General features: G+C 45.9%; 24 protein-coding genes, 1 tRNA gene and 2 pseudogenes. All 27 read left to right on the top strand.

Annotated elements, in window-relative coordinates:
* Nucleotides 1–195 (top strand): annotated as a pseudogene (locus PGX78_RS01520) (tRNA (guanosine(46)-N7)-methyltransferase TrmB); the annotation flags it as partial.
* A complete protein-coding gene (locus PGX78_RS01515) occupies nt 176–1,423 on the top strand; it encodes an FtsW/RodA/SpoVE family cell cycle protein (RefSeq protein ID WP_270445097.1) in 1,248 nt (415 codons plus the stop codon). The pseudogene PGX78_RS01520 and the gene PGX78_RS01515, both read left to right, overlap by 20 nt.
* A 17-nt stretch (nt 1,424–1,440) precedes the next feature.
* Nucleotides 1,441–2,709: a uracil permease gene (gene uraA, locus PGX78_RS01510; RefSeq protein ID WP_006941324.1), complete on the top strand. Its 1,269-nt coding sequence runs from the start codon at nt 1,441–1,443 to the stop codon at nt 2,707–2,709.
* Between the two features lie 26 nt (nt 2,710–2,735).
* Complete coding sequence (gene hydE, locus PGX78_RS01505) at nt 2,736–3,845, top strand: [FeFe] hydrogenase H-cluster radical SAM maturase HydE (RefSeq protein ID WP_270445096.1); 1,110 nt, start codon at nt 2,736–2,738, stop codon at nt 3,843–3,845.
* 84 nt (nt 3,846–3,929) lie between these two features.
* Nucleotides 3,930–4,511: a chromate transporter gene (locus PGX78_RS01500; RefSeq protein WP_270445095.1), complete on the top strand. Its 582-nt coding sequence runs from the start codon at nt 3,930–3,932 to the stop codon at nt 4,509–4,511.
* Between the two features lie 11 nt (nt 4,512–4,522).
* Nucleotides 4,523–5,095 carry a chromate transporter gene (locus PGX78_RS01495; protein WP_270445094.1) on the top strand — a complete coding sequence of 191 codons (573 nt, stop codon included), beginning with the start codon at nt 4,523–4,525 and terminating at the stop codon, nt 5,093–5,095.
* Nucleotides 5,096–5,142: 47 nt separating this feature from the next.
* Nucleotides 5,143–5,231: transfer RNA gene (locus PGX78_RS01490), tRNA-Ser, on the top strand.
* A gap of 69 nt (nt 5,232–5,300) precedes the next feature.
* Nucleotides 5,301–5,630: a hypothetical protein gene (locus PGX78_RS01485; RefSeq protein WP_270445093.1), complete on the top strand. Its 330-nt coding sequence runs from the start codon at nt 5,301–5,303 to the stop codon at nt 5,628–5,630.
* 271 nt (nt 5,631–5,901) lie between these two features.
* Nucleotides 5,902–6,876 (top strand): C-terminal binding protein, encoded by a 975-nt coding sequence (locus PGX78_RS01480; protein ID WP_006941319.1) that lies wholly within the window; start codon nt 5,902–5,904, stop codon nt 6,874–6,876.
* A 44-nt stretch (nt 6,877–6,920) separates the two neighbouring features.
* Nucleotides 6,921–7,727, top strand: coding sequence for a polysaccharide deacetylase family protein (locus PGX78_RS01475; RefSeq protein WP_270445092.1), 807 nt, complete (start codon nt 6,921–6,923; stop codon nt 7,725–7,727).
* A gap of 30 nt (nt 7,728–7,757) precedes the next feature.
* Entirely contained in the window at nt 7,758–8,699 is a 942-nt protein-coding gene (locus tag PGX78_RS01470) for a phosphodiester glycosidase family protein (protein ID WP_006941317.1), read from the top strand.
* Between the two features lie 9 nt (nt 8,700–8,708).
* Nucleotides 8,709–9,605 carry a hypothetical protein gene (locus PGX78_RS01465; protein WP_006941315.1) on the top strand — a complete coding sequence of 299 codons (897 nt, stop codon included), beginning with the start codon at nt 8,709–8,711 and terminating at the stop codon, nt 9,603–9,605.
* A gap of 16 nt (nt 9,606–9,621) precedes the next feature.
* Entirely contained in the window at nt 9,622–9,930 is a 309-nt protein-coding gene (locus PGX78_RS01460; RefSeq protein WP_006941313.1) for a hypothetical protein, read from the top strand.
* Nucleotides 9,931–9,950: 20 nt separating this feature from the next.
* Entirely contained in the window at nt 9,951–10,391 is a 441-nt protein-coding gene (locus PGX78_RS01455; protein WP_006941311.1) for a universal stress protein, read from the top strand.
* Between the two features lie 70 nt (nt 10,392–10,461).
* Entirely contained in the window at nt 10,462–12,114 is a 1,653-nt protein-coding gene (gene ilvD / locus PGX78_RS01450; protein ID WP_270445091.1) for a dihydroxy-acid dehydratase, read from the top strand.
* Nucleotides 12,115–12,204: 90 nt separating this feature from the next.
* Nucleotides 12,205–12,885, top strand: coding sequence for a divalent metal cation transporter (locus tag PGX78_RS01445; RefSeq protein WP_270445090.1), 681 nt, complete (start codon nt 12,205–12,207; stop codon nt 12,883–12,885).
* A 73-nt stretch (nt 12,886–12,958) separates the two neighbouring features.
* On the top strand, nt 12,959–13,633 hold the full coding sequence (locus tag PGX78_RS01440; protein WP_006941305.1) for a metal ABC transporter ATP-binding protein: 675 nt from the start codon (nt 12,959–12,961) through the stop codon (nt 13,631–13,633).
* Nucleotides 13,626–14,450: a metal ABC transporter permease gene (locus PGX78_RS01435; RefSeq protein ID WP_270445089.1), complete on the top strand. Its 825-nt coding sequence runs from the start codon at nt 13,626–13,628 to the stop codon at nt 14,448–14,450. The genes PGX78_RS01440 and PGX78_RS01435 overlap by 8 nt, the downstream gene beginning before the upstream one ends.
* Nucleotides 14,450–14,890, top strand: coding sequence for a Fur family transcriptional regulator (locus tag PGX78_RS01430; protein WP_006941301.1), 441 nt, complete (start codon nt 14,450–14,452; stop codon nt 14,888–14,890). Before PGX78_RS01435 ends, PGX78_RS01430 begins: the two co-directional genes overlap by 1 nt.
* A 5-nt stretch (nt 14,891–14,895) precedes the next feature.
* The gene (locus tag PGX78_RS01425) at nt 14,896–15,690 is read left to right on the top strand and encodes a serine hydrolase (RefSeq protein ID WP_006941299.1); all 795 of its coding nucleotides are present in this window, start codon (nt 14,896–14,898) and stop codon (nt 15,688–15,690) included.
* A gap of 72 nt (nt 15,691–15,762) precedes the next feature.
* Nucleotides 15,763–16,113 carry an ArsR/SmtB family transcription factor gene (locus PGX78_RS01420; protein WP_006941298.1) on the top strand — a complete coding sequence of 117 codons (351 nt, stop codon included), beginning with the start codon at nt 15,763–15,765 and terminating at the stop codon, nt 16,111–16,113.
* Nucleotides 16,114–16,131: 18 nt separating this feature from the next.
* Nucleotides 16,132–16,602, top strand: a complete 471-nt coding sequence (locus tag PGX78_RS01415; protein ID WP_040773392.1) for a SixA phosphatase family protein — start codon at nt 16,132–16,134, stop codon at nt 16,600–16,602.
* A 22-nt stretch (nt 16,603–16,624) separates the two neighbouring features.
* Nucleotides 16,625–17,428, top strand: coding sequence for a bifunctional hydroxymethylpyrimidine kinase/phosphomethylpyrimidine kinase (thiD, locus tag PGX78_RS01410; protein ID WP_006941296.1), 804 nt, complete (start codon nt 16,625–16,627; stop codon nt 17,426–17,428).
* A 12-nt stretch (nt 17,429–17,440) separates the two neighbouring features.
* Nucleotides 17,441–18,526 carry a hypothetical protein gene (locus PGX78_RS01405; protein WP_270445088.1) on the top strand — a complete coding sequence of 362 codons (1,086 nt, stop codon included), beginning with the start codon at nt 17,441–17,443 and terminating at the stop codon, nt 18,524–18,526.
* A 218-nt stretch (nt 18,527–18,744) separates the two neighbouring features.
* The gene (locus tag PGX78_RS01400) at nt 18,745–20,406 is read left to right on the top strand and encodes a ribonuclease J (RefSeq protein ID WP_006941293.1); all 1,662 of its coding nucleotides are present in this window, start codon (nt 18,745–18,747) and stop codon (nt 20,404–20,406) included.
* Between the two features lie 78 nt (nt 20,407–20,484).
* Nucleotides 20,485–21,438 (top strand): DUF2232 domain-containing protein, encoded by a 954-nt coding sequence (locus tag PGX78_RS01395; protein WP_270445087.1) that lies wholly within the window; start codon nt 20,485–20,487, stop codon nt 21,436–21,438.
* A gap of 14 nt (nt 21,439–21,452) precedes the next feature.
* Nucleotides 21,453–22,413, top strand: a pseudogene (locus PGX78_RS01390) (DHH family phosphoesterase); the annotation flags it as partial.

The raw sequence follows: 22,413 nt of genomic DNA, 5'->3' as shown, positions 1-22,413 counted from the left end.
GACTTTACGTTGGAAGAGTTCAACGCTCGTCACTGGCCTTTGTCAGAGGTAACCTACGATTTACACGGCAGTGACATTTTAAATGAGGCTATGACCGAGTATGAAGCGAAGTTCAGCGGCCTCGGACAACCGATTTTTCATTGTGTAGCCGCCAAGCCGGCAAAGGATGTTGATGATGAACAACAAGAAGGCTAAACAGATGTATCGGGCCATGCTGTTGCTCTTAGGAGCCTTTGCGCTCCTCTGGGTTATCGGTACGGTCAATGTTTTCAGTGCTACTTTTGCGGAGGACCGTCTTTCAGGCAGTGCTTACGGACACTTATTGCGACAATTGGTTTTTTCCGCAGTCGGTCTGATACCTGCAGTTATGGTTTTTCGTAGTGACTATCACCGGTTGTCGAAATATTCTAAACTCATGTACGTTGTAACCCTTTTGCTTTTGTTGGCCGTACCCTTAATCGGCATAGAAGCAAACGGTGCCAGACGTTGGCTCGGCATCGGTAAGCTTACCTTTCAACCCTCGGAACTGGCAAAATTGACGGCCATCTTATGTACGGCTTCTTTGCTGACACCTATGTTGAAGGCCGGTAAGGAGGTTACATTTTTGGCACCTCTCTCGCATAATAAGAAAGCACATGTTTGGCAACGCTTTCCCTGGTGGCCGCAAAGAGCACTGCTCTTGACGCTGGTCTTGGCAGTTCCCGTTTTTAAGCAACCCGATGCGGGTACGGCTATTATTATCTTGACTTTGCCTGTTTTGATGGTTTGGATCAGCGGGGCTAAGCTTATGGAAGTAAAGTGGCCCGCTTTGCTTGTTGCCGTAGGCGCCATTTTTTTCGTTCTCTACGAGCCGTATCGAAGAGATCGCATTATCGCGTGGATCGATCCGTGGGAGTATGAGAAGACCTTGGGTTACCAGACCGTCCAGGGGTTGATTGCTATCGGGTCGGGGGGGATTTTCGGCCAAGGCTTGGCGGAGGGGATCAGTAAATTCAGTTACTTACCGGAAGCCCATACAGACTTTGCCTTTGCCGTCTTAGCCCAGGAATTGGGGCTAAGAGCCTCTCTGGGAATGATCGTGCTTTTCGGCATTATTTTAGTATACGGATGTAAGTGTGCCGTTATGTGTCAAGACCCGTTCGGAAGATTGTTGGCTTTTGGGACGACCATGTATTTCGGCGTTCAGGGATTTATCAACATCGGCATGGTTAGCGGGGTGCTTCCCGTTGTCGGAGTGCCTTTGCCGTTTATCAGCTACGGCGGGACATCCTTGATTGTTAATATGATTGCAGCGGCTATTTTATTAAATATTTGTAAGTCAAACAGGCGGGAAGCGGAACGGCAAACGCGACTTGCCGAAGAACGCGAGCTCACCTCTATGAGAGATGAAACTCGTAGTGTATTTAGACCGGGCCGTCACTAATTGTTAGGAGAGTAGTCATGAGACAACACAGAATCATTCAAGTTGACGAACGTCTGCCTTTATTGCAGACTATTCCTTTGAGTTTACAGCATTTATTTGCCATGTTCGGGTCTACGGTTTTAGTGCCGTTTTTACTGCATGTTGATCCGGCTACGGCTCTTTTTATGAACGGCATAGGTACGATTTTGTATCTTCTCATTTGCAAAGGGCGCTTGCCGGCTTACTTAGGATCGAGCTTTGCCTTTATATCCCCTGTTTTGGCCGTGTGTGCGACATCGGGGATGGATTACGGCGATGCCCAAGGCGGATTCATTGTTTTTGGTTTATCCTTTATCGTCTTGGCCGGCATTGTAAATAAAGTGGGGACACGCTGGATAGATGTCCTTTTCCCGCCGGCAGCTATGGGAGCGGTCGTTGCCATTATAGGTTTGGAACTGGCTCCTTTGGCTATGACTATGTCCGGTTATCTCGGCGAGGCATCGGGCATGACAAATGAAACGGCCATGATTATATCCACTTTTACACTCATTGTAACCTTGTTGGCGACGGTACTGGGTCGTGGTTTTATCGGTATTATTCCTATTCTTATCGGTGTCATTTCGGGATATATCCTTTCCTGGTTTATGGGCGTTGTAGACTTTTCGGTAGTAGAAACTACACCGTGGATTTCCGTGCCGACTTTTTATGAACCGAAGTTCAATCTCAGTGCCATTATGATGATTATGCCTGCTTTGTTCGTCGTTTTTGCCGAGCACTTAGGGCATCTTTTCGTCACAAGTGATATTGTGGGGCGCAACCTTATTGAAGATCCGGGTCTTCATCGCTCTCTGTTTGCCGACGGCTTGTCCAATGTTCTTTCCGGCTTAGTCGGATCTACACCGAATACGACATATGGCGAAAATATGGGGGTCTTGGCGATTACAGGTGTGTACAGTACCTGGGTTATCGGTGGGGCGGCTTTGCTGGCGGTTATTTTCTCCTTTGTCGGTAAGATTGCCGCTTTGATTCACGGTATTCCCGTTCCCGTTATGGGCGGCGTATGCATACTCTTGTTCGGTTTTATTGCCGCATCGGGGATTCGAATGCTTGTTGAAAAACACGTGGACTATACACGTTCGAAAAATCTTATTCTTACAGCTGTTACTATGATTTGCGGCCTGTCGGGGGCTACGATTGCTGTCGGTCCCGTACAGTTAAAAGGGATGGGTTTGGCAACTGTTGTAGCCATGATTTTGAGCTTGGCCTTTTTACTATTTGAAAGGCTTCATATTGATAACTACCATTAGGGATTCGGCAGAACGAGGGGATATGAATGGAGTCGTTGCATAATATAGTCCGCCGCGGAGAAGCTATGAATCGTGACGACTTAGTCAGCTTACTTTCCCTGACGGAAGCGGAGGATTTGGAAATCTTATACAGAGCCGCTTATGAAACGAAGGTGCGTCACGTAGGAAATATCGTGTATTATCGCGGCTTAATGGAGTTCTCCAATCAATGTATGAAAAACTGTCTATATTGCGGAATTCGTCGAGAAAATGCGGAAGTGAAGCGATTTCGGACGGATCTCAAAGATATAGAAAGCATGGCACAATGGGCTTATGAAAACGGTTACGGATCCGTTACGTTGCAATCGGGAGAACGACAAGACGAAGCGTTTATTCATGATGTAGAAGTCATGATTCGTACTGTAAAGGCCATCGGCGGCGGCGCCTTGGGCATCACTCTCTGTGTGGGGGAGCAATCGGAAGAAACCTATCGTCGTTGGTTCGAAGCAGGTGCCCATCGCTATTTATTGCGCATTGAGACATCAAACCGTAAGCTTTATGAGACCTTGCATCCTCATGATGGGCTGCACAGCTGGCAGAAGCGGTACGATTGTTTAAAGGCGTTGGATCGCGTAGGGTATCAAGTAGGAACCGGTGTTATGATCGGCTTGCCGGGACAAACGGTGGAAGATCTGGCTGATGACATCCTCTTTTATAAAAAAGAAAATATTGACATGATCGGCATGGGGCCGTATGTCATTCATGGCGAGACTCCTTTGGGACGATATGCTGTGAACGAAGATCTTGATATAAAGTCTGAACGAAATCGGAGATTGCGGCTGGGATTGATTATGATTGCCGTAACCCGGCTTTTCTTACCTGACTGCAATATTGCGTCGACAACAGCCTTGCAAGCTTTGCATCCTTTGGGGAGAGAAAAGGGGTTAAAGGCGGGGGCCAATGTGCTTATGCCCATTATTACCCTGCCGAAGTTTCGCAAAGACTATTTACTTTACGATAACAAGCCGTGTGTGGACGACACGCCGTCGCAGTGTCGCCAATGTATTGCCGCCCGTGTTGCCTCGGTGGGGGATAGGGTAGGTTTCGGGAAGTGGGGAGATGCTCCGCATTTTCAGAAAAAACATGAAAGAACATAAGACGGGACTGCATCCCGTCTTTTTTTTGCGTATACTGTTATACGGATATGAGAAATGACGGGATTGAATTCGGAGGAAGAGACTGTGAACGACATAAAACTGTCTAAGTCTGAACGAACGGCCGCTTTTTATTGGGACCTGTTTCGTTCCACATTTATTATCAGTGCCGTAACTGTAGGCGGCGGATTTGTTATCATTCCCCTTTTACGAGGAAAGTATGTTGATGATTTCGGTTGGTTGACAGAGAAAGAGACTTTGGACCTTGTAGCTATCGCCCAATCTATGCCGGGTGTTGTAGCCGTTAATTCCGCAATCATTCTCGGTTATCGTATGGCCGGTCTTATGGGATCTTTAGTAGCTGCAACGGCCACGGTATTGCCGCCTTTATTGATTTTGTCGATTATTTCCGTTTTTTATGAATTTTTTATTCAGAATTATTATATTAAATTGGTCTTACGAGGTATGCAGTGCGGGGCAACGGCACTTATCGTTAATGTGGGTATTGATTTATTTTTAAAACAGTGTAAGCGTAAGCTAATCTTGCCTATTCTTATTGTTCTGGCCACATTTATAGCCAATGTGGTCTTTGAAATTAATATAATGTACCTTATTTTAACGGACGGTCTCATAGGTCTCTTGTTTATGCGTTCGGCTAAGTATGATTAGGGAGCGGACAGATGATATATCTCTTATTATTCTGGGAATTTTGTAAGGTCAGTGTTTTTTGTGTCGGCGGCGGATATGCGTCTATGCCGCTCATCCAGGCCGGCGTTGTGGACGGGTATCATTGGCTTACTATGAGTGAATTCGTTGATATTTTTACGATTTCGCAAATGACGCCGGGCCCCATCGGCATCAACGCGGCAACCTTTGCAGGTATGAAGACGGCCGGTATTTTCGGCGGTGTAGCGGCAACTGTCGGCTTTGTCGTACCCTCTCTTTGTATCGGCATTACCTTGGCTAAAATTTTCTTGAAGTACGGTGATATCGGTCCTGTACGAGGTGTTCTAAACGGCTTGAGACCTGCTGTAGTGGGGCTTATTTGTGCCGCATCCATCGACTTTATTCTTCTGGCGCTATGGAACACAGAGGAATTACCCGTACACTGGAGCGATCTCAGTTTGGGGGGGCTGGTGTTGCTTATTGTGACGCTGGTCGCCGTGCGGCGCCATATAGGTGTCATTACAATTCTTGTCGCTTCGGGAGTCTTGGGACTTGTATTGGGGATGGCCGGGTTACTTATCGTGTAGAGATTCTTGACTGTCGTCTTTTGAATTTGATATACTTATTCCGTTACGGAAGGGTGTCCGAGTGGTTTAAGGAGCTAGTCTTGAAAACTAGTGATACCGCAAGGTACCGTGGGTTCGAATCCCACCCCTTCCGCCAGTAGAGAAAAAAAGAGGAATCGTATGACTCGATTCCTCTTTTTTCAGATATATGAAGGAGGCCTGTGATATGTCTTTAGTATCATCAGAGACTGTCTTGGCAGTATCGACCGCCGTATTCATCATTATTTGTCTTGCTTTTTATGCAGTCGGTCGGAAAAATCGTACGGATCAATCACCCTTTGCGTTGAAGTTTGTAAAAGAGGACGACGGGGCATTACGTATAGAAGTCAGCGGTTTTTCCGATAGCGAGCCGAACCGAAAAGCACGGTTTAAGCGAGAATACGGAGAAGGCCGCATCGTATCTCATGAAGGCATAGCCTATGCGGTCGATGTCTTGGAAGAGAAACGGATAGAAACGGATACGGTTATGGTCTGTCGCTTGAAAAAATTGGGATAATAAACACGGTTGCCGATAGGTGACCGTGTTTTTCTTTGTCATCAAGATAAAAAGACATACAGATATAAGTTAAAGACAGAATTGCCATGATATTGTTTAGAAAGAAATACTATAAAAGTAAACCTCGACTTAGCCGGCTTTCGTTAAAAACAAAATGATTGACAGATAGCCTTGTCAAGCGGCTTATCCTTGATATTTCACGGTATTTATGTTATATATTTAACTGTACGTTTATATCTTAAAACAGGTTTTAGAGAAAAGGGGCAGTGATATGTATCACATAAGCGTTCTGACAGGACATCAAGACGAAGATGATTTTGGAGAGCGGTTGAGCGATATTGCCGAAGTGGAATATTGCTCTGCTGAAGATGAAGATGAATTGATAGATCAACTGGACGGCACGGATATACTCATTTGTGACGATGAGCCTGTATCGGGCCGAGTTCTGGAAGAAACAGATGATTTAAAACTTATTGTCGTAATGGGGGAGGAAACCTCTCATATCGACTTACAGACGGCACAAGATCGTAATATCAAGGTCGTGTGTCTTCATGATTATTTTGATGAAGATGTGGCAGATCATGCATGTGCCATGATTTTAGCTTTATTACGTCAAATTCCCGAATATGCCTATGATGTACGTGATAACAATCGTTGGCAGTTCGGATCCGTGCCTTGGCCGTTACATCGTGTATCGGCAAACCTTATAGGGATTGTCGGCTTCGGTCGGATCGGACAGCTGGTAGCGGAACGTCTGCGCCCCTTCGGGTGCGGCATACAGGCATACGATCCCTTTGTGAGTGAGAAAACCATGCTCGACAACGGTGTAACGCCTGTGGATTTTGATAAATTATTAAAGACCAGTGACTTGATTACCTTGCACTTGCCGGTTGAAGAGGCAACGCAGAACATGTTTCAAGAAGAACAGTTGGAACGCATGAAAAAGGGTTCTATGTTGGTTAATTGCGGCAGTGGCGGGCTCGTTGACGAGGCGGCTTTATATCATGCCGTTGATGACGGGCATATTCGCAGCGTTGCTTTGGATACCTTGACAACGGAGCACCCGAGCACCATGTTTTTGGAAATGCTGGAGCGCCCCGAGTTTTTACTCACACCTGATGTTCGGGCACATTCGGTAGAGGCGGAGAAAGCGAAATACGATGATGCGGAACGGTACATTCGCCTCTTTCTGGATGATAAGATGGAAGATATTCCTTTTGTGAGCTTATCCTCTGAAGAAGAATAGGCGACTGAAACGTTGTAAGACGGTAAAAACGGGAGGAGACTGTCATGCGTAGTTGGAAACTGATTCTTTGCTTACTGCTAGCGGTAGTCGTCTTAGTCGGGTGCGGTAAGACCAAAGAGGAGAACTCGATGACCTCGGACGGAGCAACAAAGGCTGAAACGAAGATGGCCGTTCCGGAAAAAGGGATTCCGGTCCTTATGTACCACATGATTGGTGATATAGAGGATAACGATGCGGTATTAAAAGAATCACACCTGAGAGAGCAAATGAAGTTTCTCAAGGATAACGGATTCCACCCTTTGACATTGGATCAGCTTTACGAATATGTGATGTTTAATAAGCCTGTTCCGGAAAAGTCCGTAGTCATTACTTTTGATGACGGCTATGTCGATACGTACTCTATCGTAATGCCGCTTATGAAAGAATATGGCTTTGCCTGTACCGTCTTTATTCCCACCTATGATGCCGATCAGGGAACTCGCTTATCATGGAATCAGATTAAGGAGATGCAAGCGTCGGGTATGACCATTGCCGGGCACGGATATCACCACGAACGTTTGGCACAAATGAATGAAGACGTGCTCAATAGAGAAGTGGCTATGTGCCAGAAAGAGCTGAAGGAACAATTGGGGATCACGAATGAATACTATTGCTATCCTTACGGCTCTAACGACGAAGCATCGCAGAAAGCTATGAAGAAGAACGGTATCAAGTTGGCGTTTACCATGAATCCCGGTTGGGTGAAATACGGGGATAATCCGTATGCACTTAAGCGTATTTGGATCGGAAATGCTGTAGATATAGAAAACTTTAAGCAACGGGTTACTACCGAAGCATACGAAGACCGATAAAAGTGCAAGCTTTACGGGATTGGGGTATATATGAAGATAGCAAAAGAAATCGGTAAATTTTTGTTGGTGACATTACTCTTTTTTGCAGTGTCGTCACCCTTTGTCGTCCTTTTCGGACCCTTTGACAACATTAAACGCACTGTTGTGGGGGCAATTTTGAAAAGTCGCCATCCGCAATATATTACTTGGTTGTTTTCTCAGGAAGAAATAGACCGTATCTTAGGCGGAATCAGCACGGCGCCGAAACAGGAGTTATTCAAGTTTACGGCACGTACCGATTCTTCCTTAAAACTGAAGAATATCGATTCCAGTCGCTTTAAGGGGTTCTTATTGGAAATACCCGACCCGAAACGGGTGCAGATTGCGACGGCGGAAAATCTTGATGAAAAAGGTGAAACGACGAGCAGTATTGCTAAGCGCAACGGTGCCGTAGCGGCCATTAATGCGGGCGGCTTTTATGATGCAAACGGAACCGGTACGGGGCGCAGTCCGTACGGATTTATTATTCACGACGGGAAATTTATTTTAGGACAAAATGTGGCAGATGGCGAAGTTAATGAATTTGTCGGATTGACAGACGACGGAAACCTCATAGCCGGTAACTATAGCAAGGGTGAGCTGATTTCCATGGATGTGAAAGAAGGTATCTCCTTCGGTCCGGCCTTAATCGTTAACGGTGAACGCATGATTACCAGCGGTGACGGCGGTTGGGGTGTCGGTCCGCGTACGGCTATCGGACAAAAGAAAGACGGTACTGTTTTATTCCTCGTCATTGACGGGCGTCAGCCGTCTTACTCCATCGGAGCCACGTTGCGAGATGTACAAAATATTTTGTATGAAGAAGGCGCCTATATTGCGGCTAACTTGGACGGCGGTTCGAGTTCTACCTTATATATGAACGGTAACGTCGTCAACAAGCCGGCAGACCTTCTGGGTGAGCGCATGATTCCGACGGCGTTCATTGTGAAGTAGGAGGGGCGTATGAAATTAAAAAAAGTAGTACTTACCTTTGCAGCCGGTCTTGCCCTGCAAGCCGGCATATACTATTATTTGGATAACGTTCTTTTTGCGGCTACATCGGACTATCAGATTGACGGAACGAATAAGCAGGAAGCCATGGGATTCGGCGTCGAGCCGGACGGGCAGGCATACTATTCTTTTGATAAACGGTTTATGGCCACCGTCGTAGGTGATACGGTAACGATTTACCAAGCCGGTAAAAAAGGAGAGTCGCAAAAAATCAGTTTGCACGGTCGCAAACTGTCTTTCTTCGAATGGTTGCCCGATCGGGATTTGGCGATTTTCGCCACATATGGACGAGATGAGCGTACAGGAGAATACGGCGTATACTTGGCTCAGTACAATCCTTTAGCACCGGATCGTGAATTGGATACGGAAATTGAAAAAGCCCCGGAAGACAGTAAGATTGTCGATGTAGCGTATTCGGTGGCGACCAATGTCGTATACATGAAACTTCAAGTCGGTGAAAATAAGTTCCGTATTTATCGGACCGATGCCAATTATGATACGCGGAGAATTCCCGTACAAGCTGAAAATATCGGTCGCATTGCCGTCTTTTATGATAGCGATGTGTTCTTCTACGATAACTTGCGTACAGGCGTTGTCTATATGCTTGAAGGTGATACGGGAACGTGGCGAGAAATTTCACCTAACGGTCGGTTCCGTCTTGTGGGTATAGACGGGCAGGAAATTTACATTGCCGAGGTAAATAAGGACGGGAAGGTGACGGCAGCATACCGCGGTCGATTACGTCAAGGTTTTACGAAAATTGCAACCTATTCTACGCCTGAAGATTTTAATAAAATTACTTTGGACAGTATGCATGAAGCGTCTGATAAGGCCGATAACGCTAAATAAAGGAGGCGTATAGGCAATGGCAAAGCATAAAATTCCTAAAAACCGTTCTCTTAATGAAATGTTTGCAGGCGTAAAAGAAGAGCTTACCTTTGAAACGGGAGGAGTCGAGGATGAACCTCAAGTCGGTTTGACCAATCTCCCCCAAGGGCGGCAGCATAATTCATTGAGAAAAGAGTTTTTTACGAAGGAGTTGCAAGAACAGGTAGGAGCGCTTCTTCTGGATATAAAATTAGCCTACTACAAAGACGGCGTCGGCGAAGTGTCGTTGAAAGTTGTCAGAGACGGTAATAATGTCGTTATTAAGACGACACCGAAAAAGGTATAAATCAGTTAGGGGTCTTAATCATGGAAGTGTATAAAAAAATTGTCGTTCCTTATGACGGATCGACGCACTCTCAGTTAGCGTTGGAACATGCAGCCTTTTTGGCAAAATTATCGGGCGGAACCATTTCCGTTCTATATGTAGCATCATTAACATCGGCAGCTACCCGTATCAGCGGTTTTTTCGGCAATTATGATGCCGGCGCCGTAGCTGATCGAGTTCGTGAAAAAGGCGAAGAAATTTTGCATAAAGCCAAGGCAACTATTCCTGCGGAAATTGCGACGGAAGAACTTTTTGAAGTAGGCTCTCCGGGTGCCGTCATTACGGATGTTGCTGAAAGGGTAGGCGCGAATCTCATTGTCATGGGCTCACGCGGTCTGGGAACCTTTGCCGGTGTAGCTTTAGGTTCGGTCAGCACGTATGTACTGGAACATACGAAGATTCCGGTCATTGTTGTAAAATAAGTTTATTACGCTTCCGGTCGGCGGCATAACCCGTAAACCGGAAGTTTTTTTATTCAGGGGGGATTTTAGTATGAGAAGTGATATTGTAAAAAAAGGCAGTACCAGAGCTGCACATCGGGCTCTTTTCCATGCCATGGGATATACGGATGAAGATTTGCAAAAACCGTTAATCGGTGTTGTAAATGCATTTAATGAAATTATTCCCGGCCACATTCATTTGCGTCAAATTGCGGAAGCGGTAAAACTCGGAATTGCCGCAGCCGGCGGCACGCCTATTGAATTTCCGGCTATCGGTATCTGTGACGGCATTGCAATGGGTCACGGGGGTATGCGATATCCGTTGGCCAGTCGTGAACTTATTTGTGATTCCATTGAGGCCGTTACAAACGGTCATGCTTTTGACGGTTTGGTCATGATCCCGAACTGTGATAAGATAGTGCCCGGCATGTTGATGGCAGCCGGTCGTGTTAATATTCCGACCGTAGTGGTCAGTGGCGGTCCTATGTTGGCAGGTCGTTATGAAGGACAGGATATCAGTGTCAGCACAGTGTTTGAAGCGGCCGGTAAATTCGAATCCGGACAGATTACGAAAGAGGAACTTCACCATATGGAAAATTCGGCCTGTCCCGGCTGCGGTTCTTGCTCGGGTCTTTTTACTGCCAATACGATGAATTGTATGACCGAAGTATTAGGTTTGGGATTGCCCGGAAACGGTACTGTCCCTGCCGCTTATTTCGGGGCTCGGCGTATGTTGGCCAAACAGGCCGGTTCGGTTATTTTGGATATGGTTAAAAAGGATATTAAACCTCGCGATATTATGACCCGCGAAGCGTTTGAAAATGCTATTGCCGTTGATATGGCTATCGGCGGTTCGACCAATACGGTTTTACATTTACCGGCTATCGCACACGAAGCCGGTGTAGAATTGCCGCTGTCTTTGTTTGATGAAATCAGCAAAAAAGCGGCTTATATTACAAAGCTCAGTCCCGGGGGTACGTATCATATGCAGGATTTGGGGGAGGCCGGCGGCATTTCGGCGGTCATGAAGGAGTTGACAAAGTTAGACCTGATTCATACCGATGCCGTAACCGTAACGGGCACGGTAGGAGAACGCATTGCCGGTGCTAAGATTACGAGGCCGGAAGTTATTCATACCGTAGAAAATGCTTATATGAATAAGGGCGGGATTGCTATACTGACGGGAAATTTGGCTCCTGACGGATCTGTCGTTAAGGAAAGCGCCGTCGATCCGGAACTTTCCGTGTATGTAGGTACGGCTAAATGCTATGACTCGGAAGAAGCGGCTATTGAAGCTATTATCGGCGGAGAAATTAAAGAAGGTCATGTCGTTGTTATTCGTTATGAAGGCCCGAAGGGTGGACCCGGTATGCGTGAAATGCTCAATCCTACAGCGGTTATTACAGGCATGGGATTGAAGGTAGCTCTTTTGACGGACGGACGTTTCAGCGGTGCCAGTCGCGGTGCCTGCATCGGTCATATTTCGCCGGAAGCAATGGAAGGCGGCCCTATTGCATTCATTAAAGACGGCGATAAAATCAGTATTAATATTCCTGAACGAAAACTTGACTTATGCGTGCCTGATGAAGAGTTGGCGGCTCGTAAAGCGGTGTGGAAACAGCCTGAACCGAAGGTAAAGACCGGATACCTTTCTCGTTATGCACGCCTTGTAACATCGGCTAATACGGGTGCGGTTATGAAATAAGGCAGGCCGCTTTATATAATAATAAAACCTCTCACGACAAATTATTTTGTCATGGGAGGTTTTTTATTATAAAGCCCGTTATTCCTCATTATGCTTGTTTTTTTACAACATAACGTAGCCCACTTGGGAATTGTCACGGGTCTGTGTCTGGCTGAGGCGGCGACGACACATTTGCCGCTGTTTTTGTCCGGATTTCTCCTTCTCACGGCTGTTGCTGCATCGATAGCAACGGCATTAGCTGAAATCTTGGGCGGTGCTTTAGCTATTTCAATGTTGACTGGTATGCCTGTTATTCCGGCGGCACTGTTTTTTTTCGACCCGTTCGGATGTTACGGAAATTGCACAGGCGCAGATTATGTTGGAGCCCATGTTGGGGAAGGGAGCGGCACTATTGTTTGCCGTAGCGCTTTTTTTGCCGGAATTGCGTCTACTATGACGGCCGGCATGGCCGGCGGTACAATCTGCGCGGGAATCTTCGGGGAAGTGTATAATATTAAGGATTATCATTCGTGGCACGGTGTAGCCCTTACGTATGTTTTGGCTGTGGTCGTTATTTGCTTCATGACCGATCCTTTTAAAGGATTGGTATATTCTCAAATTGTTCTCTCCGTCCAATTACCTCTGACCGTCTTTACACAGATTTATTTGACGTCGTCACCTAAGGTTATGGGAGTCTACGCCAACACGAAGTTACAGCGGACTGGTTTGAGTCTAATTGCTCTTATTGTCACGATTTTAAATATATTCTTACTCATAGATGTGCTTTCCTGAGAAATATGCAAATCGCTTGCATTTGCAATTGCGCAACTATATAATTGTTCATATGTAAGAGGGGGAGATACACATGCTTGAATTAAAACATATTTATTTTGCATATGATATCGGATCGCCGTACGTGCTGAAGGATATTAATCTTCAAGTTCACGACGGCGATTATATTTCCGTTGTCGGTGAAAACGGATCCGGTAAAAGTACACTTATGAAAATTTTACTTGCTTTAGTGGAACCGACGAGCGGCACCGTAGAGAATTCGTTTTCGCGCATTTCGTATGTGCCGCAACGGTTTGAGGCATTAAACTCTCAGTTTCCCATTACAGTGGGTGAGGTTATGCATTATTACCGGAAAATTCTGAAGTTGAAAGATGCGAGCCTCGCTCAGAAATACTTGCATCAAGTAGGGATGGAGAAGTATACGAACCGATTAATAGGAAATTTGTCAGGGGGTCAGTGCCAAAAAGTATTTATTGCCAGGGCTCTTATGGCACAACCGGATTTGTTGATCTTAGACGAACCGTCAGTAGGTATTGACGTGCGTAGTCAAACGGAAATGTACGACTTGCTGCATCGATTGAATCAGGAAGGTATGACCATTATAACGGTAGAGCACAATTTGCGAGCCGCAGAACGAAATTCCAAATACATGTTTCATATTACTGACGGAATGGGGCATTTATGTTCTCCTTGCGATTATGTAAAGGAATATGTTTCTGCCAATACGGGGAGTGAGTCTTATGTTTGAGTATGCATTTATGCAAAATGCCGCTGTCGTCGCCGTTCTTATTTCGTTGGTGTGTCCGCTTATCGGAATATTTCTTGTGTTGCGTCGATACTCCATGATTGGCGACGCATTATCGCATGCGTCTTTAGCCGGCGTAGCCGTGGGCTTGGCCTTGCATGCCAATCCGATTATGAGTGCTTTTGTCATTACTTCCTGTTTCGGACTCCTTATTGAAGGATTGAGACGTCGCTTTAGTCGTTATTCCGAGTTGATTCTGGTCATTATATTGACTTTTTCCGTCGGAATAGCTATTACGATTATCAGCTCGGGCGCTGTACGAGCTAATGTTGAGGGTTTTTTATTCGGCAGTATTCTTACGGTTACGAATGAAGATGTCATATCCGTTGTCATCCTAAGTGTCGTAACGTTTCTGACTGTTTGGCTTCTCTTTCCGCAATTAGTCATGCTTACCTTTGATGAAGATGCGGCTAAGATTGCCGGTGTAAAAACACGACTGATTAATTATGTCTTTTCAGTGCTCGTTGCAGCAACCGTATCCGTATCTATTCGAATTGTAGGTATTTTGGTTATCAGTTCTTTAATTGCATTGCCTGTAGCAACGGCATTACAGTTGCAGCAGGGATTTAAGAAGACACTTCTTTGGGCTGTTGTTTTCAGCTTGTTCGATGTTATTGTAGGTCTGGGACTTTCTTATGAAGTCGGCACGGCACCGGGCGGTTTGACGGCCGTTATATCCGTATTGGTTTTACTTGCCGTAATGGCGTGGAGACAAGGTCGAATGATTGCAAAGAAACGAGATGAAGGAGGTCGGGGCTGATGATTGACGGTCAGGACTATAAGCGGTTGCTTCATAGCCACAGAATGAAGAGTACAAAGCCGAGAAACGCGGTGCTTTCCGTTTTGGGAGAGAAAGATTGTGCTCTTACGGCAGAAGAAATCTATCGTGCATTGGTTCAAAAGGGAGACGGGGTAAACTTCTCGACAGTATATCGAGTTCTCGAGTTGTTTGCTGAAAAGAGACTGGTGACTAAAACCTTTTTTTCCGACTCGAGAAGTTACGGCTTTTCTTTAAAAACTGCGGAGCATATGCATCACCTTATTTGTATGAAGTGCCATAAGAGGATCGATATCTCACATTGTCCTCTGGGTGATTTTGAATGTCGGGTTGCAGCCGAAACGGGGTTTGATATTCGGGGCCATAATCTTGAACTCTTCGGCTATTGTAGCGAGTGTCGGCCTCAAGGGGAGAATACGTAACCGACATGAGTGCTTATACAGAAGAACAAAAGAAAACTCTTGAAGAGTATATAAAAAATAATGTAGAGGCGGGCTTGGAGTTGTCTTGGTATTTTGCACCGGTAGGTGAAGCGGGGTGCGGTGGGAAAGAAGACGTTCTTATGCCGGCGGCCAGTTTAATAAAAATTGCCGTCATGATAGAGGCTTTTCGTCGAAAGAAAGAAGGAACCCTTGATTTCTCAGAATGCTTGACGGTAAATGATGTCGTAGAAGGCGGTTCCTTTTATATCAAGAGAAGAGACGACTCAGTGCCGATATATGAATTGATTTTTCACATGATTACGGAAAGTGACAATACATGTACGAATATGTTGATTCGTAGTTTGGGAGTTGAACGAATTAATGAAACCGTTCGGTCTTTCGGACTTGTGAAGACAAAATTACGTCGCCACATGATGGACTTTGAAGCGGCTCGGCGCGGAGAAGAGAATACGACGACAATGAGGGAAACATCGGAACTTCTATCTTTGTTGGCACAGGGGCGGTGTGTAGGCCCCACAGAGGATCGGGCCATGATCGAAATACTAGCTGCCCAGGAAGATAATTGTTTATTGCCGGCCCAACTGCCGCATAATTTAACGGTTGCCCATAAGACGGGGCAATTAGAGGGCCTTTTTCATGATTGCGGCATTATTTACGGAAGGAAAAAGCCGCTGATTTGTGCCATAGGAGCCCGAAATGTTACGGCGGAAAGCCGTACTGTTTGGGAATTGGCGTATTTTGTACGCTATGCGTATGACGTATTGACTGCCGGAACTTGAGTCTACTTCATTATGATATAATAAAAGACAGTAAGCATTCGGAAAATCTTATAAAGAAGGAAGGCGTACGGGATGAGCGATAATGACAAGGTAACCTTGCCGACAGAGGCATCTGACGTAACGCAAGGAGACGGACCTGTATTGGAAGAACGGTATATACAGCCGTTAGCGGATATTTATAAAGTGTTAGGCGATCCGACGCGTTTGCGCATTTTACATGTGCTTTTACATAACGAAGTATGTGTGTATGATATTTCGCGTAAAATCGATATGGGGCAATCAGCAGTGTCACATCAATTACGCATTTTAAGAAACGCCCGGTTGGTACAGTTCAGACGAGCCGGCAAGGAGGTATACTACTCCTTGGCTGATCGTCATGTCTACACCCTACTGGAAGTAGGGCTGGAACATGTTTCCGAATAGACGAGAAAGGAGAACTCGGTGTATATTTGGCTAATGAGGCACGGCAGAGCGCCTCTGACAGACGGGGAAGATGCTAAACGTCAATTATCTCCACGGGGATTAGCCGATGTATCTAAGACGGCAGGGACTATGGCGACATATGTTCGTACCGGTCAAACTGTTGTCTATTGCAGTCCGACGGTAAGAACAGCGGAGACGGCTGATATCGTCTGCTCTGCTTTCGGTATAGATAGAGCCGTGCCGTCCGTGTATCTGGAAAACGGCGATTTGGGAGCCCTGTATCGCTATATACTGATTAATAACAGAAACTCTACGGTAATCTTGGTGGGACATACGCCGTATTTAGAGGCGTGGTTACGACTGTGGACAGGGACATCTCTCGAGTTTTCCCGAGCGGCAGCCGCATTGATAGATTGCGACCTTGATGAGGGGGCTGTAGGGCAGGGAAAAATACTGGCCTATTTGAATCCCTCTGCATTACCTGGATAATTAAATTGAGAGGGTGAGGTTTATGATGAAACATGTTTTGTCTATTGCCGGCACGGATCCGTCCGGCGGTGCGGGGGCTGCAGCGGACAGCAAGACATTCGGAGCACACGGGTGCTATGCCATGAATGTCATTACGGCCGTTGTTTCGCAGAATACTTGCGGTGTCCGTGATTATATGGACGTAACGCCTGAATTAATTGCTTCGCAAATAGATGCCGTATTTGAAGATATTTCTGTGGATGCCGTGAAAATCGGTATGGTCAGTGTGCCTGAGACTATTCGTATTATTGCGAGCAAATTGGATCAGTACAAACCGCCGGTAACGGTTATCGATCCGGTCATGGTTGCAACCAGCGGACATCGTCTGTTGGCCACTGAAGCGGAAGAAACATTAAAAACAGTATTGTTACCTAAAGCTTCTATAGTGACGCCCAATATTCCCGAAGCGGAAGTATTGGCCGGCATGAAAATAGAATCTTTTACCGATATGGAAGAAAGCGCAAGGCGTATTGCCGCGCTCGGGCCTCAAGCCGTATTGGTTAAGGGCGGTCATCGTGTCGGTGACGCAACGGATATTTTGTATGCCAATCAGGAGTTCACTTACTTTAAGGGCGAACATCTTGACAGCACGAGTACGCATGGAACAGGGTGCTCACTGTCCAGTGCTATTGCAGCCGATTTGGCCAACGGCCTGTCTTTAATTGACGCGGTGAGAGAGGCTAAACGCTTTGTTTTTGAGGGCATTGCACATGCGCAACCGATTGGTAAGGGGCATGGTCCCATTCATCATTTTTACGGCTTATATAAAAAAGCGGGTATGGAATAAAAGGAGACTATTATGAATATTGTACGATCTGTTAAACGAATTTGCGCAGGGGCTCTTGTTGTCTGTGCTGTAGCCGGTGTTGCTGCGGCCCAGACACCGCAAGAGGAATATGTATCGGCCCTGACCAATATGGCAGCCCATCCTGAGGGCATGTATACACTGCACCTGGATACGACCATTCCGTTTCTGATGAATGCCAGGGCAAATCAGACTCTTAGTATACAGACCCGTCCTTTTGCCGTAAAAGGACATACGGATGTACAATCGCAAGGTGTGCAACCGGTAGCGATGCGTGCGGATGTATATGCCCGACAGGAAGGCGATGCTATAGATGTCTATCATCGTGAAAATGAGGGCGAATGGATACGGGATTCGGTAAAATTAAATGATTCCGTACCCATAGAAAATAAGATGACAGCAACCCCGAAAATCGACACGACTTATTTCCAAGGTGTGAGAAAGACAGGTGCCGACACGTATGTCCTGACGGTCGATCCCTCCAAACTGAATATAGATGCTATTTTGGTGCGATTGAACTCCGTGCCGACGGCTAAGGCGTATAATTCGCAAGAATTAAAAACGATTACAGGAGTATTACAGGCTTTAAAAGAAAGCGGACCCATCGATATTACGACATACATTGATAAGAGCTCGAATAAAATCAGACATGCCGAAGTGCCCTTGACGGGGCAGTTGCGTAGCTTGATGAAATACGGGGTTATGTCTGTCGATGCGCTGACCCCGGCAGAACGCCTCATTGCGGATCAGGTGACGGATTACAGCTCCGTAATCTTGACCGTAGATTATGCACCCTTGCCGGATAAGAGCTCGAATAAAATCAGACATGCCGAAGTGCCCTTGACGGGGCAGTTGCGTAGCTTGATGAAATACGGGGTTATGTCTGTCGATGCGCTGACCCCGGCAGAACGCCTCATTGCGGATCAGGTGACGGATTACAGCTCCGTAATCTTGACCGTAGATTATGCACCCTTGCCGGATAATGTGGATTTACAGGTTCCCGACTATGTAAAGAAAAGTGCCGCTGACCGCTTTAAGGATGCAATAAAGACGGGGCAGTGCGAACCTTCTACAAGATAAAGGTATATAATAGGTTGCCGAAGGGAAAAGTGATGAAAAGACGGATTCGGATTTATGCCGAATCTGTCTTTTTTATGGCAAAAGATTTAAATATATTGACAGAAAGAGGAAAAAAGCGGAAAATATTAAGAAATGTAAACGGACGTGACTTGATAAAGCCTACCAAAGGCATTCAAATAAAGAACGTTTAGTTTAAAACTGAATAGGAGGTAAGAATTTTGGCTAAGAAGGAAAAGCTTATGGTTATCCCCTTGGGTGGTCTCGGGGAAATCGGTAAGAACATGACGGCCATTTGTTATGGTGATGACATCATTGTTCTGGATGCCGGGTTAGCCTTTCCTGACGATGATATGTTCGGCATTGACCTGGTTATTCCCGATATGAGTTATCTTATTGAGAATAAGGACAAGGTGCGTGCCGTCGTCATTACACACGGTCACGAAGATCATATAGGCGGGTTGGCATACTTGCTGAATGAAGTGAATGTACCTGTGTACGCGACCAAGTTGGTTTGCGGTCTTGTAGAAGGAAAACTGAAAGAAAATCATATAGGAAATTATACGTTAAATGAAGTGCGCCACGGTGACGAGGTGCAGATCGGCTGTATGAAGGTCGGCTTTATTCATACCAATCATTCCATTCCCGATGCGAGTGCCTTGTATTTCAAGACCCCTGTAGGAACGATCGTACATACAGGTGACTTTAAAATCGACTTGACACCTGTTGACGGATTATTGATGGATATGCACAAGTTCGCCGAATTGGGGCGTCGAGGAGTATTACTTCTCATGTCGGACAGTACGAATGCATTGCGACCGGGCTATACGGAGTCGGAAAGAACGGTAGGAGAAGCCTTCCGCAAAGAGTTTAAGGATGCTGAAGGCCGAATTATATTGGCAACCTTTGCATCCAATATTTCCCGCATTCAGCAAGCTATCAATACGGCTGTTTTGTATAAGCGCAAGGTCCTTGTCTTGGGGCGTAGTATGGTAAATAATGTGGCGATCTCTCAGGAATTGGGATACTTGGACGTGCCGGAAGGTGTTCTAATAGAAGCCGATGAACTGAATCGGTATACGGCTGATCAGGTACTTATTTTGACAACGGGAAGCCAAGGGGAACCGATGGCCGGCTTGTCCAGAATGGCATCGAATAATCATCGCAGTGTCAGTATTATGCCCGGCGATACGGTTATTATTTCGGCAACGCCTATTCCCGGGAATGAAACGGGTGTAGGTCGAACGATTGATAACCTGATGCGCTTAGGAGCGAGGGTTGTTTTCGGCAGTAATAAACGTATCCACGTATCCGGACACGGCAGCCAGGAAGAACTTAAAATTATGCTCGGTCTTATTAAGCCGAAGTATTTTCTGCCGGTTCACGGTGAGTATAGAATGCTTAAAAAACACGGCGAATTGGCAGTGGAAATGGGTGTCGAGAAGGACCATGTTCTGCTCGGCGACAACGGGCAGATATTCGAGTTTACCAGTCGTTCCGGACAAAAGGGCGGTCGCGTTAACGCGGGCCGTGTCTTTGTTGACGGGTTAGGTGTCGGAGATGTGGGCAATATTGTCATTCGCGATCGCCAGCAGTTGGCTATGGAGGGTATGGTTATTGTCGTAATGACGTTAGCTAAAGGTTCCAGTCATGCCTTGGCCGGTCCCGATATCGTTTCGCGAGGATTCGTCTATGTGCGAGACTCGGAAGAATTAATGAATGAGGCTCACGATAAGGTGGCAGCCGTTTTGGAACGGTGTGAAGATGAAAATATTCGTGAGTGGTCTGTCATTAAGTCGCAAGTACGGGACACGTTAAGTCGGTATTTGTTTGAAAAAACTAGACGCCGTCCCATGATTTTACCGATTATTATGGAAGTTTAAATAAGATGATATAATAACAGCGGAGGTCGTATTTTGCCTCCGCTGTTGAATTATTATAAAAGCAAAGGAGGGACACCTATGGAGAAGTTACGCAATCTTTCCGTTCTTGCCAAACTTATAATTCTGTTGGTGCTTCTGGCAGATTTATCGCTTGTGGTTCCCGCCACATTCCCCGTTGCCTGCATGCTTTTCCCGTTGCCCCTTGGTATCGCATATAATGCATATGGACTGAGAAGGTGTTTAGCGGTCATTGCTGTTATGACGGTATTGGCCGGTATTTTGTCGACGCCCGGGGTAGCTTTGATGCTCTTGGCCTTCTGTGCCCCCTTCGGCATGTTAACGGGACTCTTTTTTAAAAACGCATGGTCATTAAAACGTCTGATTATCATTAGCGGCGTTTTCAGTTCCGTCTTGTTTTCGGCCTTTTTTACGGGGCTCTACGCACTCTTTGATATTAATATTTTTGTGGTTGCCGGACAGGCTATGACGACGATTTTTGAACAGGCCTTACATAATGCGGCTGCGGCCGGGGTATCACAAGTAGATTTAATAAATGCACGGGCGAACGGCAAGGTTTTAACGGAAATTATGCCGTATATGATTCCTTCGGCCTTAATCACGCTATCTCTGATCTTTGTATATGTACAAGCTCAATTGAGTCGACTGATTATGGCTAAGGGCGGTTTGGATACAAGCCCGGTCCTGCCGCTGCGTTATTGGGAAATCGGTAGGCCTGTGTTATACTTATATGTGTTGGCTCAGGTTATGCAGTACTGGGGGACGACACGACATATATTCTGGCTGAATGCAGGCGGGATCAACTTGGATAACTTTACTTTTTTCCTTTTGTCCGTCAACGGTTTGGCTGTCATTTTTTTCTTTTTGGAACGACGTTTTCATGTTACTGTATGGACACGGACCTTGGTTATTCTTGTTTATATTTTCATTCCCGTTCCCGTGCAGTACTTGACGTTTTTACTCGGTTTGGCGGATGCCCTGTTTCATTTCCGTCGTAAATATCGCATTAACTGATTGTAGGAGATCCTATGCTTAAGAAATTGTTTTCCGGTAAAGCCGAATTTGTTTATTTAACGGTGATACTGATTCTGTTGGCGTTGATTGCCGTATATAACTGGGTTATTGCCGCTTTGGCATGTATTTTGATTGCCGGCGTTTCTGTTTTGACACATAAAAGTGATACAGAACGGAACCGCGAAATTACGCGATATTTTGACGCTATTTCGCAAAGTGTCGATCAGGCGACGACGTATGCCGTTCAAAATTTGCCCATAGGCATTGCGATTGTCGACAAAGATTCAGCTTTGTGTTGGGCAAACAGTGTCCTTCTCGATTGGGTCGGGGCTTCCGTTCAGGAAAATGAACGGATTGACAAGGCTATGGAAAATCTGAATGTTGAGCGGATTTGGGGGAAGACCGGATATTTTTATGAAACTATCAATGACCGCCAATATCGGGTTGTATATAAGGGTTTGTCTGATGAAATCAGCGATGGAAACGGGTATCTGATTTTGTATTTTGATGATGTGACGGAAACGGAACATCAGAAGACTCTCTTCATGAAGTCCATTCCCGTATTTGCAAGCATTGAAATCGACAATATGGAAGAAGTTGCAAAGGGAATGTCGGCAGTACAACAGGCAACGTTGTGGACTAACGTCAACAACTGTATTGTCAGTGAGTTGACGGAGCTGGGGTGTTATATACATTCGTATACTAACGGTAAATACTTTGCCTGCCTCAGTCGGTCAGCCTTAAATGTATTGACGGAAACCAATTTCTCTTTTCTTGATAAAATTCGTCGGATTCATACGGCAAATCGTATTCCCGTTACGCTCAGCATGGGGGTTGCGGCTATTCAAGAAGAGTTGCTGAATGAAGGCGATACGAATTTTGATGTTTTGGCTGAAAAGGCCAAAGCCGGACTTGATTTGGCACTCGGCCGAGGCGGCGATCAGGTCGTCGTTTATGAAAAAGACGGGACACCTC

Origin of the sequence: Megasphaera sp. AF13-6AC, assembly GCF_027685385.1 — a bacterium.
GTDB classification, from domain to species: Bacteria; Bacillota; Negativicutes; order Veillonellales; family Megasphaeraceae; genus Megasphaera; species Megasphaera micronuciformis.
Note: the sequence above shows the minus strand (reverse complement) of the source record. Positions and strands in the feature narration are given on the sequence as shown.

Excerpts from the sequence above, each read along its gene's own strand:
- PGX78_RS01515 (WP_270445097.1), top strand. The coding sequence starts at position 176 with ATGAACAACAAGAAGGCTAAACAGATGTATCGGGCCATGCTGTTGCTC.
- uraA (WP_006941324.1), top strand. The coding sequence starts at position 1,441 with ATGAGACAACACAGAATCATTCAAGTTGACGAACGTCTGCCTTTATTG.
- hydE (WP_270445096.1), top strand. The coding sequence starts at position 2,736 with ATGGAGTCGTTGCATAATATAGTCCGCCGCGGAGAAGCTATGAATCGT.
- PGX78_RS01495 (WP_270445094.1), top strand. The coding sequence starts at position 4,523 with ATGATATATCTCTTATTATTCTGGGAATTTTGTAAGGTCAGTGTTTTT.
- PGX78_RS01485 (WP_270445093.1), top strand. The coding sequence starts at position 5,301 with ATGTCTTTAGTATCATCAGAGACTGTCTTGGCAGTATCGACCGCCGTA.
- PGX78_RS01480 (WP_006941319.1), top strand. The coding sequence starts at position 5,902 with ATGTATCACATAAGCGTTCTGACAGGACATCAAGACGAAGATGATTTT.
- PGX78_RS01475 (WP_270445092.1), top strand. The coding sequence starts at position 6,921 with ATGCGTAGTTGGAAACTGATTCTTTGCTTACTGCTAGCGGTAGTCGTC.
- PGX78_RS01470 (WP_006941317.1), top strand. The coding sequence starts at position 7,758 with ATGAAGATAGCAAAAGAAATCGGTAAATTTTTGTTGGTGACATTACTC.
- PGX78_RS01465 (WP_006941315.1), top strand. The coding sequence starts at position 8,709 with ATGAAATTAAAAAAAGTAGTACTTACCTTTGCAGCCGGTCTTGCCCTG.
- PGX78_RS01460 (WP_006941313.1), top strand. The coding sequence starts at position 9,622 with ATGGCAAAGCATAAAATTCCTAAAAACCGTTCTCTTAATGAAATGTTT.
- PGX78_RS01455 (WP_006941311.1), top strand. The coding sequence starts at position 9,951 with ATGGAAGTGTATAAAAAAATTGTCGTTCCTTATGACGGATCGACGCAC.
- ilvD (WP_270445091.1), top strand. The coding sequence starts at position 10,462 with ATGAGAAGTGATATTGTAAAAAAAGGCAGTACCAGAGCTGCACATCGG.
- PGX78_RS01445 (WP_270445090.1), top strand. The coding sequence starts at position 12,205 with ATGCTTGTTTTTTTACAACATAACGTAGCCCACTTGGGAATTGTCACG.
- PGX78_RS01440 (WP_006941305.1), top strand. The coding sequence starts at position 12,959 with ATGCTTGAATTAAAACATATTTATTTTGCATATGATATCGGATCGCCG.
- PGX78_RS01435 (WP_270445089.1), top strand. The coding sequence starts at position 13,626 with ATGTTTGAGTATGCATTTATGCAAAATGCCGCTGTCGTCGCCGTTCTT.
- PGX78_RS01430 (WP_006941301.1), top strand. The coding sequence starts at position 14,450 with ATGATTGACGGTCAGGACTATAAGCGGTTGCTTCATAGCCACAGAATG.
- PGX78_RS01425 (WP_006941299.1), top strand. The coding sequence starts at position 14,896 with ATGAGTGCTTATACAGAAGAACAAAAGAAAACTCTTGAAGAGTATATA.
- PGX78_RS01420 (WP_006941298.1), top strand. The coding sequence starts at position 15,763 with ATGAGCGATAATGACAAGGTAACCTTGCCGACAGAGGCATCTGACGTA.
- thiD (WP_006941296.1), top strand. The coding sequence starts at position 16,625 with ATGATGAAACATGTTTTGTCTATTGCCGGCACGGATCCGTCCGGCGGT.
- PGX78_RS01405 (WP_270445088.1), top strand. The coding sequence starts at position 17,441 with ATGAATATTGTACGATCTGTTAAACGAATTTGCGCAGGGGCTCTTGTT.
- PGX78_RS01395 (WP_270445087.1), top strand. The coding sequence starts at position 20,485 with ATGGAGAAGTTACGCAATCTTTCCGTTCTTGCCAAACTTATAATTCTG.